We start from the raw sequence: 16,970 nt of genomic DNA on the forward strand, positions 1-16,970 counted from the left end.
AATAAGTCTATTGTAAGCATTTGTTTCAAACCTATAAGGTTCAATTTGCTCTTCTATCAAAGTCAAATAAGGATTATCTCCATTTTTATTGACTGTATAATCAGATACTTTTAGAGTTTTAGAAAGCGCTATATTTGATAGTGAATCTCTTCTTTCGTTAAATTCAATTTGAAAATTTATAGTTTTAATTAAGTCTTCTTCTAAATCCTTATAAACGCTAGTTAAAATTTTTTCTACCTGGTCATTGTTCGTTTTTAATTCTTTTTTGGTATTGAGATTTAGAGCAACAAGAATTCCAATAACCACAAGTATGATTTCCCCAATAGCATAAAGTAGATATTTGCTAAACTTATTTTCAGTCAACATTTTTTGTCTAATTTTTCTAAAGAATTTTATCATTGGTTATTGGTTGGTTATAATGAAGCACAACGGTCTCGGCTATGAGTAGTTGCGTGGGTTAGCACTTAATTTTGCAAGTACACACCAAGCTGAAAATCCGCGAGACACGAGCACGCAGTACGAACTGTGCGCTAGCAAATTTTCAGAAGTAGGCGAGAACAAGCAATTACTTATAGCCATTGTTGTGCTTTCGTTATTTTTTATCAAACTTTTTTAATTCCTTACTAATCGAACCAAGTAATTGGTCAGCTTTCTCTTTTGCCTCATCTAATGGGAGTTTTACATACCAGAAGAAATAGCTTTGTTGCGTTTTTAAGAAATAACGGTATTCTTTGTCTTTCTTTAATGCTTCCCAGTTATTTGGGACCGATTGGTTTTGACCACCACTTGGAGAGTATGCGAAGCTGGTAAATCGTGTATTAAGAATATTTCTAACGCCGTATTCATGTATATAGTCTTCGTAATTTTTAATAGAGGTATCGAATTTTCCGGAAGCGTATGAATAATATGATATGATTTCTTTCTTCAATACGTCATTCGAAATGTTATTTAGATCACCTGAGGTTACGGTAGCGAAAATTTCCTGGTCAATATTAACCCACCATGTCGCAGTTGCATGGGCAAACTGCAAGGAATCGCCAGAATAAGCCAAATCTTCTTCTATATAGCGAGCGATTCGGTTAATTTTTTTTTCAATGATTGAAAATTCATTAATATAATAATTTAGTGTTATCGTATCAGTTTCAATACTTGTTCTAAAATTTTGTAATAGTTTAATTTCCGCCCCTTTCAGTTTTCGATTCTCATTCCAATTGTTTATTTGTAAGGCAATCAAAATTCCAACAACCACAAGCACTATTTCTCCAATTGCATATTTAAAATACTTTCTTGTTTTATTTTTTTCCATAAGGTCGTACCGTATTTTTCTAAAGACTTTTATCATTGGTTAGCAGTTTCTCGAAAGGTAGGATAATTAATTCACACGAGTTTTGGTTAATGAAGCACAACGGTCTCGGCTATGATTTCGTTACGGAAAAATCCGCAGGATTCTTTCCGCCGTGGCAGAAAGGTAGCAAAAAGGCTCGAAATTCTGATTAGGACACGAGCACAACGTGCGAACTGGCGTAAGCAATTTCAGCCGTAATGAACTATAGCCGTTGTTAGGCTCAGTAATTTATTCTTTAAATTGTTCAAGTAATGCCAAACTACGGACAAGGGCTGTCATATGCATGTTTTTATTTGTCTCATCCTTTTTTGCACTAAAAAAAGCAATAACCAATCTTTTTGTTGGTGATATGTAAAGACCCTGTCCTCCAAACCCAGTTTTAAGGAAGTCGCCATCTTCAAAAATCACATCCCAGTGATAACTCTGAAAATCTGCACCTTGTCCTTCATAATACTTTTTCCTTAAATGCTGATCTGTTCCTCCTTCAGATCTAAATAATGCTCTATCTCCCGTATTAATTTGATTTATATATCTTGCCGATGCTATTTTTGTAGTAGCGTCATCTGTAAAGGCCAGTCCATATCTGGCAAGATCTCTTAAGCGCATTAGCATTGGACCGTAACTTCCAGCAACACCAGTACTGGATAGTGTTACCCTTGCATCATCTTCAGCTCCGATTCTTGTCCATATATAGTCCTGAACCAACTCATGAAAAGGTTTAGAAGAAACTCTTTCAGCAATGGTAGTCAGAATAACAGAATTGGCGGAAGTATAGTCAAAGGTTTGTCCAGCGGGTTCAATTTTTCCCGAACTGGCCAATAATTCTATTAAGCTTTCTTCAAATGCAGGATTTGGCTCCGTATAAACAGCAGAATGCTGAAGCATTTTATAAAAACAATGGTTTGGGTCAGTAAAGGATCCCTTATCGCTTTCTCTGCAGTTGATTCCTGAGGTCATCCTTAATAAATTTTCAATAGTTACATTCTCCAATGGCTTATCCTTAAACTCTGTAATATGCTTCCCAATCGGATCTTGTTCGTTAAGTTTTCCTTCATCTGCCAAATGTGCTATTACGGTTCCTAAAAATGTTTTACTCACAGAACCAAGAAAATGCTTGTCAGAAGGTTCCATTTCGGGATACCCTTCATAAACCACTTGCCCTTTGTGAAGAACAATTACACCATTAACTTGTTTTTCATCGCAAATTTGGTCAAGTGATGTTTCCTTTTCAAAGAAGGCACTGGTGAGAATCTCTTGACCGAGGGTTTGACTTATATTTTCTGTAAGCTTTATTGTTTTTGTATTTCCTTTTTCTATCAGAACAGTAGGAATATAGTTTTCCATATGGCTAAATACCTCTGTTATTTGAGGTCCTCTTCCAATAAGCGATTCAGGAATCGTAAAGATTATTTTATGGTCTTTTGATGTGGGAATTTTTCTTGATTCTACAGCTAATGCAATTTTTTCTTCTAATGTGAGCTCTTTGCCTTGTTTTTTACATCCAACGAATAGAAGCAAACAGAAAGTGATAAGTACCTTTAATGACAGTTTGTTGGTTATCATATTTAATTTCGTTTTTATTGAGCCTAACTCAAGTGTTAAACGTAGTTCTGGTTTGAGAATGAAAAGATAATAAATTCTCCAACAATAATTAGAGAAGGGTACTTCCATATAATCTCTAATTATTGGTCGTCAATTAGCCTCGCGGAGCGAGGAGTAAATTGTAGAATTTATTAGATTGGGAATTCGAGGACCAGGGCCAAATGCGAAGCATTCATGAATACAGATTTATTAAAATAGAAATGCTATGAACTAAATTACTTTTAACCGACGATGGCGCACGTTTTGGCTTGAAGCCCGTCTAAGGCGATTGTTTATTGTAAAGTCATTTGTGTAATTTGGTTTAACCCTTGAGATGAGAACACATTTACTTTAAGGACGAGAGTGCGAAAGCACGTAGTAATTAAAGTTCGCCTTTGGCGAATGTGTTCTCATCGGTCTCGGCTATGAGTAGTTGCGTGTTTTAGCTCTAAACTCTGCAAGTACACACCAAGCTGAAAATCCGCGAGACTCGAGCACGCAGTGCGAACTGTGCGTTAGCAAATTTTCAGAAGTAGGCGAGAACAAGCAATTACTTATAGCCATTGTTGTGCTTTCGTTATTTTATTAGTAAGAGGTTAATAATTCCAAAAGGTTTTCAGCCTTTTCTTTTATGTTTTTATATTGTCTATTTTGACTCACTGTTATTTCACGTTTTGCAAGTAAAGCTCCCAAATATGTTGTGCTCTGACGCAATGTTTCTAAATCCAATCTAGGACGGTTTAACGAATTCCCTATTTTGTTTTCTAAAAATTCTCGAGTTATTAATTCACTTAGAATATTCACCGAAATGAAATTGTGTTGGTAGAGCTGAGTACTTATCTCACCATTTTTTTCATTTCTATCGTTTAGCGTGTAGTATTGATATAGATTATCTCTTAAATTCTTACTGAGGATAAGGCTTGCATTGCCGTTTGCATCTAATTGTTTAAATGCACCAGTCTCTGGAATAAAATATGATTCACGCATTAACAATTCATTTTGTTCAAAAAATAGTGTTGCTTCCTCCTTAGAGAGTTCATTTTTTGTAGCTAGAGTGGTTAAAATAGCATTTACGTTTTGAGTCATTCTTTCATTACTAGCTATTCTTTTACTCAATGCCACAATATCAGAATTTATTTCTCTTTTAAAATCTTCAATATATATGCTCGACAATTCCTTGAACTGTTGTCTTTGATTCCAATTATTTACTTGTAACGCAATTAAAATTCCAATGACAACAAGAACAATCTCTCCAATCGCGTAAATTAGATACTTACTGAATTTGTTCTCAGTCAACAATCTTTGGCGAATTTTTCTAAAGAATTTTATCATTGGTTTCTTATTTCATTCCTAATGAAGCACAACGGTCTTGTGTATGGTTTGCTTCGCCAGTTCGACGCTTTGAGCGTCTCGTGTGTTGCATGGTTGAGCAACTAATTTAGCAAACAAATCACAGATAGAAAATTCCAGCGGAATTTTCGTAAGTCGGCAGTGAACTAGCAATTAATTATACACGGTGTTAGCAAAAGTTTATGTTAAAATTTTGAATAATATTTTTTCTTATCCATAAATAGCAACCATGGCTAATGATATATAAATAATTGACATGACTATTGGTAAAGCAAAGAGTACTGTCCTCATATTTACATAATTATTTCCTGATTTTAATTTTTCATGCCATTCATGAGAAAAAGGCTTTAAAGGCAAATAAGTTTCCATTTCTTCCAGTGTTTCATGTTTTGCGGTTGTTAGCTTATAATGAGATTTTGAAATCAGTAGCCAAATAGCACAAATAAATAATCCAGACAACATGAGCATTATAATTCCAAATATTCCAATTTCAACTTCTTTTTTTATAATAATTAAAAAGCCAGAGAGAAATATAAATTGGATTGAAATAAAAAATTTAATGGTATTCATAAACCTGTTATGATGTTCATCTAGTATCTCTGCGTAAAGTTTGTATTGTTCCATGATTGAAGAATGATATGACTCACTACTATAATCACTTTTCAAATTAGATTCTAGTTTATTTCTATTATCAATATCATCTTTTTTTGGCATAGTTTATTTAATTTTTGCTAACGTGTTTGTGTATGATTAGTTGCGGGAAAGGACGCGAGTCATTTTCCGCCGTAACCGAAAGATAATTAATAAGATTGAATTTCAGAGAGGAAATTCAGCCGCAATTAATTATACACTTTGTTAGCCTTTCGTTATTATTAATTCATTTAATAAATTTGAAAGATTCTCCGTCTTGCTGCCAGATGAAACTAACATTGACACAATTGTTAGTGCTCTCAAATGTTATTGAAAAATCATTATCAACTCCAACAAATTTGGTTAGGGATAAGTCTATAAGTTCCAAATTTTCAGAATCAAAATTTAAAAGCAATTTATTATTTTTTATTATTATTTCGCAAGACGTGTTAGTACCAAATGAATACGTTCCAGCGTAGCAATCTAATAATTCTTGATTTAGAGTATATTTATTTGATATTGAATCTGTTTCTGCTTTTAGTCTCAGAAAGTCAGAAATGGCTGTGTGTGCTTTGATTCCTTCATTTCTAAAAGTTTTAATGGATTTAAAATGTTCTTCGGATAAAAAGGAATACTGAGATACTAAGTTTTTATAAATTGGGTTATTTACAAAGTACTCAAAGGCTTCTAAATTTGATTCTTCAAAATAATAAATCTTGCTAAACCAAATGTAATTATCACTAAACTTGGCAATATTTGCATTTTCTAAATTGATTATTTTTGTATTCCATTCCATTACTAAAGCTATATATTGTGAATAAACTTTGTTAGTTTCTTCTAGAATTGGATAAAAATCACTGGGTAGTTTGTCAGTATTCTGATTCAACTTAACAATACGATTATTTAGAGTGTTTACTTGTGTAGTATTGAATATGATATAACATAGTCCTTGGCCATTAGAAGTCTTAATATTTATGTTTTTCATATCTGAATCGTAATCTTCAATGGTCAAAGAATCAGCCATTACAGCTGCTATGAGATTGTCCTTGATTAAATAATAATTTATGCTATTGGTTGTGTTTTCAATATTTGACTCAAGTTCCTTTTGAACCTGCAAAAGATTTGAAATGAATTTATTTTCAACTATTCGAACTTCGTTTTTATTATTTATAAAAAGCGCGATTAGTATGCCAATGATAACAAGTATAATTTCTCCAATGGCATAAATAAGATATTTGCTGAATTTATTTTCAATTAGTAGTCTTTGTCGAATTTTCCTAAAGAATTTTATCATTTAAAGAGAGTTTCTCTAAAGGTAGACTAATAAAGTGGATTACAGAGTTGCGAATAATGAAGGCTAACGGTTTTGGCTATGGTTTCGTTACGGAATGGTACGCGAGTATCATTCCGCCGTAACCATAAATTTAGCAAAAAGGCTCGAAATTCCGATTAGGAATTTCAGCCGTAATGAACTATAGCCGTTGTTGTAGCACGTTTTTAATTTTCCTCTTTTTTCAGAGGGGAATGATGCTCGTGAACCAATTTCCAACCATTCTCTGTTTTTACAAATAGTAGCGTAATTTGGTCATTAACAACCACAAGATCTTCCCCAAATTTAAAATGAAAATCAGAATGAAAGGTTACATTCGCAACCTCGCCATAAACTGCAATTTTTAAGTCGTTTGAATCGAATTTAACCACCTCTGTTACAGAGCTGAAAATATCTCGTTCATAAGTTTCATTTGCTTCACCACCATTGCGTAGTTCTCCATTTTTAAACTCGGTAAACTTTGGACTGTAGGCGTGTAATGAAATAAGTTTATCTATATCACCTTCTTTAATGCTTTGAACAATTGCCTCATAAGTTTCCAATACTTCCTGTTTTGCTTCTGGAAATTCATCATTGATTAAATCAATTTTTACTTCTTCAACTTCAATTTTCTTTTCTTCTTGCTTACAACTTGTAATTAGAATCCCAAAAAGAATAATGAATGCAATTGTGATCTTAGTTTTCATAATATTGTATTTGATTAGTTAATATTTTGATTATCAATATACAACATTTAATATACAGTAGGATTTCGGTAATGTGCTACAACGGTCTTGTGTATGGTTAGTTGCGTGGATTAGCACTCAATTTTGCAAGTACACACCAAACTGAAAATCCGCGAGGATTTTCAGAAGTAGGCGAGAACCAGCAATTACTTATAGCCATTGTTGGGCACAGTTTATTTTTCATTTTCTTCAAGTCTTAAGAACCTTGCGGCATTATTGTAAAAGATATCGGCCTTTTGTTCGTAGCTCAAAAATGGGGTTTCATTAATTATTTCAATCGAATGCGGAATAAAATCAGGCCAGATAATCATATCTGAACCAAACATAATACGTTTGCCAAATCCAGCTGAGATAATTTTTTTAAGATGGTATTCATAAAAATATTCTCTAGGATAATTCCATTGGATTCCACCAAGGTCAATATATAACTGTGGATAGTGATAAAGCATAGTAATCAATTCATCAATAAAAGGGTCTGCATAATGCATTATTGAAACTCGTAACTTTGGAAATTTTCGTAAGACTTCTTCCAATGCCATTGGATTGGATAATTTCGCACGATATTCAGGTTCCCAGTAGTACATTATGCCTGGAAGTCCACTACCTAGATGTATTGCAACTGGTATATCTAATTCTTCTGCCAGTCTGTAATACGGAAACATTCTTGGGTCATTAGGCGCAATATTTCCATATTGATTTGAAATCTCTCCAATTATTTTAATATCATTTTCCAAAATAATTGTTCTCATTTCCTCGGCAGAAATACTGTCTCTGCCAACACGGAACTGAATACCTGATATAATATTATTGGGCATTTTTGACTTAAAATAACGGACATTATCAATTGTTCCGCTTGCCACAGCTATCACTTTGTTTTCAGTTAATTTACTTTCAACTTGATTTATATAATCTTCATAGTTTTTTGGTGACCAAAATGGATTGTCGCATTTAGGATTAGCAAATAAGTCGTCCCATACATCATTAAAATCTTGTCGTGTATCATAATATGGAAGCATAGTTGAAACAGGTGTGCAAAAGCCCATTTTCACTGGCGGAATGTCATCTTTGCCATCAGCGTGAAGATGCATGTCGATTATTGGTCCATTATAAATCTCTTTCTTTATTGAGGGTGTTTTATTTATTTTATCCTTATTAGTACACCCAAAAAGGATTAGCAGAAAAAGAAATGATTTGAATAGTCTCATATTTTTTATAATTGTGCCCAACGGTCTTGTGTATGGTTTCGTTGCGTCTGTACTAAGATAGTAAATAGGAGCGAACCCATTGTTCAGCAGCGAGGATTTTCCGAAAGGAGAATCAGAAGCAATGAACTATACACGTTGTTACCCAACGTTTATTTCAGTATTGGCTTTCAGTTTCTAAATCAGTTTAATATTAGATCTTATGCGTTCAATACTGTATTTTCGAAACGTTTAATACAGTTCTTAAAACTCATCATTTTTGAACCTAAAATATTTGAGCTTGCTTAAATTTAATTTGTAGGTTTTGATATTTTCTGAAAATAAAAGTGACCTACTCATATTAATCCAGTAATAAGACGTTTCTTTACACAGATTGCATATTATTTATTTACTTATGACTTTCCTTCCTAACCAGATTCTGTTACTAGGTTATTTTGTGGTTAATTTATGCTTTTCATAACATAAAGTTCATTTGAGAATGGTGGCTCATTATTATTCGGACGATTCAATTAAACCTTGTTTTAAATGAGATCACTTAAAATAACTGAGCAAATTACAATTAGAAATGAAGAATCACTTAACAAATACTTAAATGATATTAGTAAAATTAGCTTAATATCATTAGAGAGAGAAGTTGAGTTAGCAATACAAATCAAAGCAGGTAATAAATGTGCTTTAGATGAACTCACAAGAGCTAATTTAAGATTTGTAGTATCAGTTGCAAAACAATATCAAAATAAGGGTTTGTCACTTCCAGATTTAATAAATGAAGGCAATTTAGGTTTGTTAAAAGCTGCTAAGCGATTTGATGAAACTCGTGGGTTTAAATTTATATCTTATGCAGTATGGTGGATTAGACAAGGCATAATACAATCTTTATCAGAAAACTCAAGAATGGTCAGGTTGCCTCTAAATAAGATAGGTGTTATTAACAAAATAAAAAAAGCAGTAACTTTTTTTGAACAAAAACATGGTCGTGAGCCAACTTCATATGAAATTTCTGAAGTCATTGAAGTATCTGTTGAAGAGGTGGATATTTGCATTAAGAGTTCAGCATATGGTGTTTCAATAGACGCACCTTTATCTCCTGAAACAGATATTAATATGCAAAATATTATTATTACAGATATGTACCCTCAACCAGATAATGTGTTATTATTAGACTCGCTCCATACAGACTTAGTAGCTGTACTGAATTCTCTATCAGAGAGAGAATCAGATATTATTAAACTTCATTATGGAATTGGTTTCGAATCTTCAATGACTTTAGTAGAAATAGCTCAGTTATTTGGAATAACACGAGAACGCGTAAGACAAATCAAAGGGTCTGCAATTTTAAAAATCAAAAAATCAAACAAGTCTCATCTATTAATAAAATATTTAGGATAGCAACAATTATTAAATAAAACTAGAAATTATGATAAAAAGATTTATAAATAAATTCATTAAAACTAATAAAGTTACAATTATGAAAGAAGGTACAGTAAAATTTTTCAATAGCACCAAGGGGTTTGGTTTTATTACAGTAAAAGATTCTGAAGAAGAAATATTCGTTCATACATCAAATCTTATAGATCAAATAAAAGAGAACGATAATGTAACATTCGATGTGGAAAAAGGCGAAAAAGGCTTAAGCGCTATAAAAGTAAGTGTAGTTTAATTTACCCAAGTCTAAAAAGAAAAAAAACCATCTTAATAGATGGTTTTCTTGTATAATCAACCTAAATTATATAAAAGAAATTAAGATTGTAAAATTATAGTATAATGAAATTATATGTCAAGTACATGGTAAGTTTAAGGTGCAAGCTTATGGTAAAACATGAGGTAGAGAAACTTGGATTACATTATATAATTGTCGAACTCGGTATGATTGAAATAAAAGAAGATATTTCCGAATCTCAAAGACAAGAACTTAAATCAAATTTAGCTATGTCAGGTTTAGAATTATTAGATGATAAAAAAAGCATTCTAGTAGATAAGATAAAAAACATAATCATAGAAATGATTCATTATTCCGATGAAATGCCAAAAACTAATTATTCAGATTATATAGCAGAAAAATTGGATTATGATTATACATATTTATCAAATCTTTTTTCTGAAGTTAAAGGAATTACTATTCAACATTTTATTATTAAGCATAAAATTGAAAGGGCAAAAGAGTTGATTCTTTATAACGAACTTAATCTCACAGAAATTGCTTATAAACTCAATTATAGTAGCACAGCACATTTATCTAATCAATTTAAAAAAGTGACAGGTCATACAGCTTCTTACTACAAAAAAATAGGTGAAAAAAGAAAACGTAATCTTGAAAATTTATAAAATGAATAATTATTCTGTAAGATAAAAGAATGTATTTCTCATTATTATAAAATCAGTATTATGTGTAACTAAATCAAATAAGTATGTAACTAAAGTAGTGCAGTTCATTGCCATATTTGTGTTGCTATTAATCAATTAGGGAAGTCCAAGTAATGAGGTTATTTGGCATGAGAAAGCAGACTAATCAGTCTGCTTTTTGAATTTATACGACTAAGACAATCTGTGATGTATGCAACTTATTTAGTTTTTATTATAACATAATAAAGGATGTTTATATTAACTTAAGGCAAACACATTAAATAATTAAAAACGATGTCTAGAGAGGAAAAAGGGAAACAAAAAAACGGGAAAACGCCAGCTGCTAAAACTGCCAAAGAAAAAAGAGCAGCCAAAATTTTGAAGAGAAATTTTAAAAAACATTCAGAATAGTAAAGGAAGATGAAAAATGGTGAGTTTGAGGAAAACGTTACATTTAACTTGTCTGATATAGTACAATTTATTTCTAATAAAATTGTTGCTAAAAATATTTTGGTTAGAAATACGTGTGTTATTCAAGTACTGCTTTTAGATTTTGGGAAAGTTCAGGTATATAAAAAGTCACCGTTCACTAGATTTATTTATATAATCGAAGGAAAGGCCGAAGTCGTTATTAATAACAATTCTACATTTATGCAAAAGGGCAGCTCAATTCTTATTCCAGGTACGGTTAACAGTTCAATTGAGGCTAACCAACCGTTTAAAATGATTTGTACTACAATTAAAAATGATTAGGAAAATACGCAAAAATTAAAACTTAAAAATTATTATGGAAGATAAATTTAAATCAGGTGACATTGTGTGTGCGAAAGTTAATCCAACAACACCTTTAAAGGTTAGAGTTTTTGCTCGTAAAGTTTACTATTGTGATGTCTTAGATCAGCCAGATGAAAAAGAAAAAGTTTACTTTGAAAGAGAGATCAATTTATATAGTACTAAAGATTAAGTTATTGAATAGAGCCACTTTTTTCCGAAATGTTGGGTAACGTGTTCGTGTATGGTTAGTTGCTGTGAGCACTAAGATAGCAAAAAGAAACAGCGCGAAGGAAATTCGGAAGAATTTCCGTGGTAATCATTAAACACCGTCAAGCAATTGATTATACACGTTGTTGTGCTTTGTTTTTACTTTTTATTAATTTCTAGAGTCAATCTCTTTATTGATTTCTGCTAGCAGGTATTCGGCATATTCTTTACTTCGCTTAAAAACACTTCTTCTATAAATATTACTCGAATTTTGATTAGAATTAATATAGTGTTCAACTGCTAAATAAGTTTTTGAATTAGGATTGTTAATCCAAGTTGTATCGATTTTTTTTAGATCTATTTTAGGATTTCTTAACTGATTAACTAAGGAAAAGTAAGGAAGCATTTCTGGCGTTTTGTTTTTCAAATAATCTTGTTGCTGATTCACATTTTTGATATAATTTTTATCTGCTTCAACAAGCAAATAATATCTTATAATATATTCTTTCAGCTCTTTATTTTTCATAGAGTACATACTCCCAGTGCTTACCATTTCATTGTAAGTATTGTCATTTATGTAAAGAGCATTCCAAAAACTTACTGTTAATTTGTTAACAGAATCAATGTCTTTTGTTGTTTTTGCCTTATAAAAGAGTTCGATTCCTTTCGCCGAATTAAATTCGAATGTAGAAAACACGCTGTCTTCATACTTTAAATTCATTATATCTGAAACAAGATCATTTTTCATATTAATAAGCATAGAGAACTCTTTTTTGGATAAGTTGTCCGATTCATTCCAATTATTAATACTTAAGGCAATCAATATTCCAATAACTACTAGAACAATTTCACCAATAGCATATTTTAAATACTTTCCTGTTTTGTTTTTCTCCATAAGGTCAAATCTGATTTTTCTAAAAAACTTAATCATAGTTTAATTTGTCATTTTAATCTCTCCGCAAGCGGCTATCTTAACCAAAGTTCTACCAGACCTTTGATTTTGCTTCGCAAAATAATATTTCGATAATCTAAAGAATATTATCATTGGTTAGCGGTTTGTCATAATGAAGCACAACGGTCTGGTGTATGATTTCGTTGCATGTTTAAGCACTAAATTTAGCAAATAAATCACAGATAGAAAGTCCGCGAGGACTTTCGTAAGTAGGCTATAACTAGCAATGAATTATACACGTTGTTGTGCTTTCGTTATTTTTTAAAATCTTTCAAATGTCTTAATATTAATTCAGAAATAATTTTCATTCTTTTTAAAGCATTAAGATTATTAAAATTAAGAGTTGATTGGTTTTCTAAAGTAGCAAGGACTAAAGGTGTATTGATTAATTTTGTGTACTGTTCTACATCTAGTTGCTTTTGAGAATATATACTTTTTGCGCCTCTAATATAATCTAACGTTCCAATTGATTTTTTTAAATCCCAAATGGAACCATTAAAAAAAGAATTAAAGTTTTGTTCTTTTAGTCCATTGTAAGTGCTTAAATTTCTTTGAAAACTTGTGAACTCTTGGGATAGTTCTTTGTTCTTTAGAAGAGTTAAGTTTCCATTTTCTTTGGCTGCATCATAACTTGTCATTAATGGAAAGAAAGTAGAAGGTCGAAAAAATGCATCACTTAAAGTTTTTAATGAATCTAACGGAATTTTTAAATTATCTGAATATCCGTTTTCAAAAAAGGCATCCATTTTTATTTTTAAACCTTCACTATAATCAATTTCGGATTTAAGCATATTAAAATTTTCCTCAAAGTCGTCAATTAAGTTTATTATTAATTCCTGCTTTTTATTTGAGAGCTTTCTATTTTCATTCCAATTATTGATTTGTAATGCGATTAAAATTCCGATTACTACAAGTAAAATCTCTCCAATTGCATATTTAAAATACTTGCCAGTTTTGTTTTCCATTAGTAAGTTTTGTCTAATTTTTCTAAAGAATTTTATCATTGGTTAGCTGTTTCTGATAATGAAGCACAACGGTCTCGGCTATGAGTAGTTGCGTGGGTTAGTACTTAACTTTGCAAGTACACACCAAGCTGAAAATCCGCGAGGATTTTCAGAAGTAGGCGAGAACAAGCAATTACTTATAGCTATTGTTGTGCTTTCGTTATTTTTTTAATTTATCAAGTTCCTTGTTTATAGATTTATTCAGCTCATCCATCTTTGAAAACAACTGATTATAAAAATCGAAAACGATTGAATTAATAAATAAACTTTCTGCTAGAACTAACTTGAATTCTTCATCATCTTTCAAGTTCTCTTTATTTTTTATAGCAAAATTATATCTGTCAAATTCTTGATTCCAAGTATCATCCGCCGAACCCACTTGAATAGTTGTTCTTTTGTCAATGACCTTAAAGTGTTTTTTAAAATAGTCTAACTTTTCTTTGTAAGTGCTAGTATATACATGCTCATTTTCAACTTTTTTCAAAGAGAAAACATAAAAATCGTAGAACCTTGTTATTTTTTTATAGAGTTCATTGTTAGAAATTAATCCGATATCATTATTCTGTAAATTATTGAACGAAGCATTATGGAATGCAGTTATCACATCTATTCCTAATGCATCTACAAAGCTAATACTGTCAAGATTTTGCTCTTTATTCTTTAATAGAAAATCTAGTAAAAGTTGTTCATTTATTAATGTTTGTTCTAGATATTGACGATTTAACTCGCAATCAATTTTATCTGCTAAAATATCTTCTTGTATATTTTCTAATATAGTTACTTCAAAATCCTTCTTCTTATTGTTTTCATTCGCATTGTTAATTTGTAATGCTATTAAAATTCCGATTACCACAAGGATTATTTCGCCAATCGCATAAATCAGATACTTACTGAATTTGTTTTCAGAGAGTAATTTTTGTCTAATTTTTCTAAAGAATTTTATCATTGGTTATTGGTTGGTCATAATGAAGCACAACGTGTTCGTGTATGGTTTCGTTGCGATTGGTACTAAGATAGGAAAAAGGGTAGAACGTACTAGAAATCCGCTAGGATTTTTCGAGAGACTTTTAAATGGCTACGCAATGAACTATACACGTTGTTAGGCATAGTTTTTCACTAATTATTTTTCTTAATTTTTGTAAAAGGAATAACCATAGGCACTTCCTTTTGGTAAGTTTCATATTTTTCTCCAATAAATTTTCGAAGGTCTTTTTCCTCTAAATATTTTACCGCTATTAGAATATAGATAGTCGTAACTATTGTAAATAATAAATGTCCAACAGTCATAATAGGTGTTGCCCAAAAGGCTATAATAAAGCCTAGCATAATGGGATGTCTAACAATTTTATATAAATAGTTGGTTTGAAATTTTGGATTAGGAGTTTGTTTGTTCTTTAAATTATCAAAAATCTGTGCTAGACCAAAAAGCTCAAAATGATTAATCATAAATGTTGATAGAAGAACAATAAGCCAACCAAGAAAGAAGATACCTGTTAGAATATATATAGCAATTTTACTTTCGGTTTCCCATACAATTATCGTGATTGGTTGCCATTGCCAGTATATTAAAAGTAGTGCCAAACTTGACAAAAGTATATAGGTGCTTCGTTCCATTGCTGGACTAATAATAGTTGTAAACCACTTTTTAAATACTGGTCGAGCCATTATGCTATGTTGTAAAGCAAATACGCTTAATAAAATCACATTGATAAATAGGGAAGAAAGCAATGTCGTTTCTGTACCAGAATCTATTGATTTTGGCACAATGATATTACCTACAAATCCAATGGCATATAAAAATGCAATTAGAAAAACACAATAAGCTAAAATTCCGTAAATAAGGATGACTAGTTTTTTCATAATGTATGTTTTTAGTTTTTAATTTTAATGTTGGTATGTAAAGTAATAGGGATACCTTTTTTTATAGTTTGATAGACGATACAACTATGTTTTGCTCCTTTTATTAAGGTATGCAATAGCTTTTCATTTGTGTTTTTACCAATAATTGATGCGTTAATATGCATAGATTGAAAATTAACTGGAACAGACCTATCAATCATTAATGTTCCTCTAACATCTACTTGAGCATTAGCGCTTACTTCTGTTTGAAAGAGTTCTATCCCCAACTTATTAGAAATCATTCTAATGGTACTCTCAAAACAAGATGCTAAAGAAGCACATAGTAAATCGCCTGGATTTGGGAAATCGTGATCGCCACCAACTGCTTTATGAACTCCAATTTTGAATGGAACCTTCATTTTATCATTGATGGAAACCGTTGTTCTAAATGGGTCTTGTAAATTCATTCCAATGACCTCGGCAGAATCAGTAATCCAAGCTGATGCAGAATCATTTCGATATTTTTCATTAAGAACTTTATGTCTTTGGTGAACAATAGAAGTGTTATTAATGAATTTTAAATTCTTGGTTGAAAATTTTTGATTAGGCATTACATCAATTTTTTACTTAATGATGCAAAGATTAGATTTCTATTACCATTTGAGATTTCTTAAAAGTCCAAATAATGTTCTTAAAAGGTCAGGAAATACAATTATGCTTCTTTTTTGAGTATCCTAAATCTATTGGGAGTTATTTTTACTTTCTTTTTAAAGGCTTGAATAAAATGAGAATTATTTTTAAAGCCACATTCATAGCCTACCTGACTTATGGTTAGATTTGTGCCTAGTAAAAGCATTTTGGAGTGTTCTAATCTTTTATTGATTAACCACCTACTTGGTGTAGTATTAAAACTTTCTTTAAATTCACGTTTAAAGGAGGATAAACTTTTACCACAAAGTTTAGCAAATTCAGCTATTTTTAAATCGTATTGAAAATTTTCGTTCATCATATTTTCAATATGTGATTTAGTGTTTTGCGATATTGAATTGAAGAAGAATAGTAACTCTTTATTATTTGAATTAAGTACAATATTGAATAGTAATTCTTTAAATTTAATTTCCACTAGTTCTTTAGGAATTTCCACTCCTTGGTTTAAATATTGGAATATGCTTTCTATTAATGTTTTAAATATATCATTAGTAGTAATCTCGAATATTTGATTATGCTCTTTCTTATGATTTAAACTTCTTTTAAAATATGGATTTTCGCTAATAAACCTTTTGATGAATTTATCATTGATGAAGAACAGCATTACACAATAATCACTTTCTAGATATTGCTTTGTTGTATAAACTCCTTTTCTAACAAACAGAGTGTCACCTGCTGTAAGCTTATGTGTTTTTTTTGAGGTAATCCAATCCTTTTTACCACTTATAACATATGTTATTAAGTGATTCTCAATCCATAGTTGATATTCTTCAATATTGAGAGGACATTTATATTCTACGAACAAGAAATCATTACCAACAAGCTTGTTGAATTTCGGATGATTTTTAAAGTATTCGTATGCATTAATCACTATGCAGTTTTCAGTTTTTTTAAATTATGCCTAACTCAAGGGTTAAACGTAGTTCTGGTTTGAGAATGAAAAGATAATAAATTCTCCAACAATAATTAGAGAAGGGTAC

The 16,970-nt window shown here is 31.0% G+C and carries 18 protein-coding genes and 1 pseudogene; 5 read left to right on the top strand and 14 right to left on the bottom strand.

Annotated features, from left to right (window positions below):
* The 8 genes and pseudogenes from ACFWV9_RS15820 to ACFWV9_RS15855 form a co-directional block, all read right to left on the bottom strand.
* Positions 1-399: pseudogene (locus ACFWV9_RS15820) on the bottom strand (hypothetical protein); the annotation flags it as partial.
* 193 nt (positions 400-592) lie between these two features.
* The gene (locus ACFWV9_RS15825; protein ID WP_411896209.1) at positions 593-1,342 is read right to left on the bottom strand and encodes a DUF6090 family protein; all 750 of its coding nucleotides are present in this window, start codon (positions 1,340-1,342) and stop codon (positions 593-595) included.
* Between the two features lie 231 nt (positions 1,343-1,573).
* Positions 1,574-2,908 (bottom strand): serine hydrolase domain-containing protein, encoded by a 1,335-nt coding sequence (locus tag ACFWV9_RS15830; RefSeq protein WP_411896210.1) that lies wholly within the window; start codon positions 2,906-2,908, stop codon positions 1,574-1,576.
* A gap of 603 nt (positions 2,909-3,511) precedes the next feature.
* Positions 3,512-4,258: a DUF6090 family protein gene (locus ACFWV9_RS15835; protein WP_411896211.1), complete on the bottom strand. Its 747-nt coding sequence runs from the start codon at positions 4,256-4,258 to the stop codon at positions 3,512-3,514.
* Between the two features lie 228 nt (positions 4,259-4,486).
* The gene (locus ACFWV9_RS15840) at positions 4,487-4,990 is read right to left on the bottom strand and encodes a hypothetical protein (RefSeq protein WP_411896212.1); all 504 of its coding nucleotides are present in this window, start codon (positions 4,988-4,990) and stop codon (positions 4,487-4,489) included.
* Between the two features lie 163 nt (positions 4,991-5,153).
* Positions 5,154-6,200 carry a hypothetical protein gene (locus ACFWV9_RS15845; protein ID WP_411896213.1) on the bottom strand — a complete coding sequence of 349 codons (1,047 nt, stop codon included), beginning with the start codon at positions 6,198-6,200 and terminating at the stop codon, positions 5,154-5,156.
* A 203-nt stretch (positions 6,201-6,403) separates the two neighbouring features.
* Complete coding sequence (locus tag ACFWV9_RS15850) at positions 6,404-6,922, bottom strand: YybH family protein (protein ID WP_411896214.1); 519 nt, start codon at positions 6,920-6,922, stop codon at positions 6,404-6,406.
* 212 nt (positions 6,923-7,134) lie between these two features.
* On the bottom strand, positions 7,135-8,166 hold the full coding sequence (locus tag ACFWV9_RS15855; RefSeq protein ID WP_411896215.1) for an amidohydrolase family protein: 1,032 nt from the start codon (positions 8,164-8,166) through the stop codon (positions 7,135-7,137).
* Positions 8,167-8,688: 522 nt separating this feature from the next.
* Here ACFWV9_RS15855 and ACFWV9_RS15860 point away from each other — a divergent pair.
* The 5 genes from ACFWV9_RS15860 (at position 8,689) to ACFWV9_RS15880 (ending at position 11,470) form a co-directional block, all read left to right on the top strand.
* The gene (locus ACFWV9_RS15860) at positions 8,689-9,552 is read left to right on the top strand and encodes an RNA polymerase sigma factor RpoD/SigA (RefSeq protein ID WP_411896216.1); all 864 of its coding nucleotides are present in this window, start codon (positions 8,689-8,691) and stop codon (positions 9,550-9,552) included.
* Between the two features lie 28 nt (positions 9,553-9,580).
* On the top strand, positions 9,581-9,823 hold the full coding sequence (locus ACFWV9_RS15865) for a cold-shock protein (protein ID WP_411896217.1): 243 nt from the start codon (positions 9,581-9,583) through the stop codon (positions 9,821-9,823).
* A gap of 104 nt (positions 9,824-9,927) precedes the next feature.
* Entirely contained in the window at positions 9,928-10,488 is a 561-nt protein-coding gene (locus tag ACFWV9_RS15870; protein WP_411896218.1) for a helix-turn-helix domain-containing protein, read from the top strand.
* Positions 10,489-10,926: 438 nt separating this feature from the next.
* Positions 10,927-11,259, top strand: coding sequence for a cupin (locus tag ACFWV9_RS15875; protein ID WP_411896219.1), 333 nt, complete (start codon positions 10,927-10,929; stop codon positions 11,257-11,259).
* Between the two features lie 34 nt (positions 11,260-11,293).
* Entirely contained in the window at positions 11,294-11,470 is a 177-nt protein-coding gene (locus ACFWV9_RS15880; protein WP_411896220.1) for a hypothetical protein, read from the top strand.
* Between the two features lie 186 nt (positions 11,471-11,656).
* Here the strand turns inward: ACFWV9_RS15880 and ACFWV9_RS15885 are convergent, their stop codons facing one another.
* From ACFWV9_RS15885 to ACFWV9_RS15910, 6 genes are all read right to left on the bottom strand, one after another.
* Positions 11,657-12,418 (bottom strand): DUF6090 family protein, encoded by a 762-nt coding sequence (locus ACFWV9_RS15885; protein WP_411896221.1) that lies wholly within the window; start codon positions 12,416-12,418, stop codon positions 11,657-11,659.
* Positions 12,419-12,693: 275 nt separating this feature from the next.
* Complete coding sequence (locus tag ACFWV9_RS15890) at positions 12,694-13,443, bottom strand: hypothetical protein (RefSeq protein WP_411896222.1); 750 nt, start codon at positions 13,441-13,443, stop codon at positions 12,694-12,696.
* 160 nt (positions 13,444-13,603) lie between these two features.
* A complete protein-coding gene (locus ACFWV9_RS15895) occupies positions 13,604-14,389 on the bottom strand; it encodes a DUF6090 family protein (RefSeq protein WP_411896223.1) in 786 nt (261 codons plus the stop codon).
* 170 nt (positions 14,390-14,559) lie between these two features.
* Positions 14,560-15,303 carry a methanethiol S-methyltransferase gene (gene mddA / locus ACFWV9_RS15900; RefSeq protein ID WP_411896224.1) on the bottom strand — a complete coding sequence of 248 codons (744 nt, stop codon included), beginning with the start codon at positions 15,301-15,303 and terminating at the stop codon, positions 14,560-14,562.
* 11 nt (positions 15,304-15,314) lie between these two features.
* Positions 15,315-15,893, bottom strand: coding sequence for an OsmC family protein (locus ACFWV9_RS15905; protein ID WP_411896225.1), 579 nt, complete (start codon positions 15,891-15,893; stop codon positions 15,315-15,317).
* Between the two features lie 101 nt (positions 15,894-15,994).
* Positions 15,995-16,861: a helix-turn-helix domain-containing protein gene (locus ACFWV9_RS15910; RefSeq protein WP_411896226.1), complete on the bottom strand. Its 867-nt coding sequence runs from the start codon at positions 16,859-16,861 to the stop codon at positions 15,995-15,997.
* Positions 16,862-16,970: the final 109 nt, after the last annotated feature.

Origin of the sequence: Winogradskyella sp. A2 (assembly GCF_046762865.1) — a bacterium.
Lineage (GTDB): Bacteria > Bacteroidota > Bacteroidia > Flavobacteriales > Flavobacteriaceae > Winogradskyella.

Excerpts from the sequence above, each read along its gene's own strand:
- ACFWV9_RS15825 (WP_411896209.1), bottom strand. The coding sequence starts at position 1,342 with ATGATAAAAGTCTTTAGAAAAATACGGTACGACCTTATGGAAAAAAAT.
- ACFWV9_RS15830 (WP_411896210.1), bottom strand. The coding sequence starts at position 2,908 with ATGATAACCAACAAACTGTCATTAAAGGTACTTATCACTTTCTGTTTG.
- ACFWV9_RS15835 (WP_411896211.1), bottom strand. The coding sequence starts at position 4,258 with ATGATAAAATTCTTTAGAAAAATTCGCCAAAGATTGTTGACTGAGAAC.
- ACFWV9_RS15840 (WP_411896212.1), bottom strand. The coding sequence starts at position 4,990 with ATGCCAAAAAAAGATGATATTGATAATAGAAATAAACTAGAATCTAAT.
- ACFWV9_RS15845 (WP_411896213.1), bottom strand. The coding sequence starts at position 6,200 with ATGATAAAATTCTTTAGGAAAATTCGACAAAGACTACTAATTGAAAAT.
- ACFWV9_RS15850 (WP_411896214.1), bottom strand. The coding sequence starts at position 6,922 with ATGAAAACTAAGATCACAATTGCATTCATTATTCTTTTTGGGATTCTA.
- ACFWV9_RS15855 (WP_411896215.1), bottom strand. The coding sequence starts at position 8,166 with ATGAGACTATTCAAATCATTTCTTTTTCTGCTAATCCTTTTTGGGTGT.
- ACFWV9_RS15860 (WP_411896216.1), top strand. The coding sequence starts at position 8,689 with ATGAGATCACTTAAAATAACTGAGCAAATTACAATTAGAAATGAAGAA.
- ACFWV9_RS15865 (WP_411896217.1), top strand. The coding sequence starts at position 9,581 with ATGATAAAAAGATTTATAAATAAATTCATTAAAACTAATAAAGTTACA.
- ACFWV9_RS15870 (WP_411896218.1), top strand. The coding sequence starts at position 9,928 with ATGAAATTATATGTCAAGTACATGGTAAGTTTAAGGTGCAAGCTTATG.
- ACFWV9_RS15875 (WP_411896219.1), top strand. The coding sequence starts at position 10,927 with ATGAAAAATGGTGAGTTTGAGGAAAACGTTACATTTAACTTGTCTGAT.
- ACFWV9_RS15880 (WP_411896220.1), top strand. The coding sequence starts at position 11,294 with ATGGAAGATAAATTTAAATCAGGTGACATTGTGTGTGCGAAAGTTAAT.
- ACFWV9_RS15885 (WP_411896221.1), bottom strand. The coding sequence starts at position 12,418 with ATGATTAAGTTTTTTAGAAAAATCAGATTTGACCTTATGGAGAAAAAC.
- ACFWV9_RS15890 (WP_411896222.1), bottom strand. The coding sequence starts at position 13,443 with ATGATAAAATTCTTTAGAAAAATTAGACAAAACTTACTAATGGAAAAC.
- ACFWV9_RS15895 (WP_411896223.1), bottom strand. The coding sequence starts at position 14,389 with ATGATAAAATTCTTTAGAAAAATTAGACAAAAATTACTCTCTGAAAAC.
- mddA (WP_411896224.1), bottom strand. The coding sequence starts at position 15,303 with ATGAAAAAACTAGTCATCCTTATTTACGGAATTTTAGCTTATTGTGTT.
- ACFWV9_RS15905 (WP_411896225.1), bottom strand. The coding sequence starts at position 15,893 with ATGCCTAATCAAAAATTTTCAACCAAGAATTTAAAATTCATTAATAAC.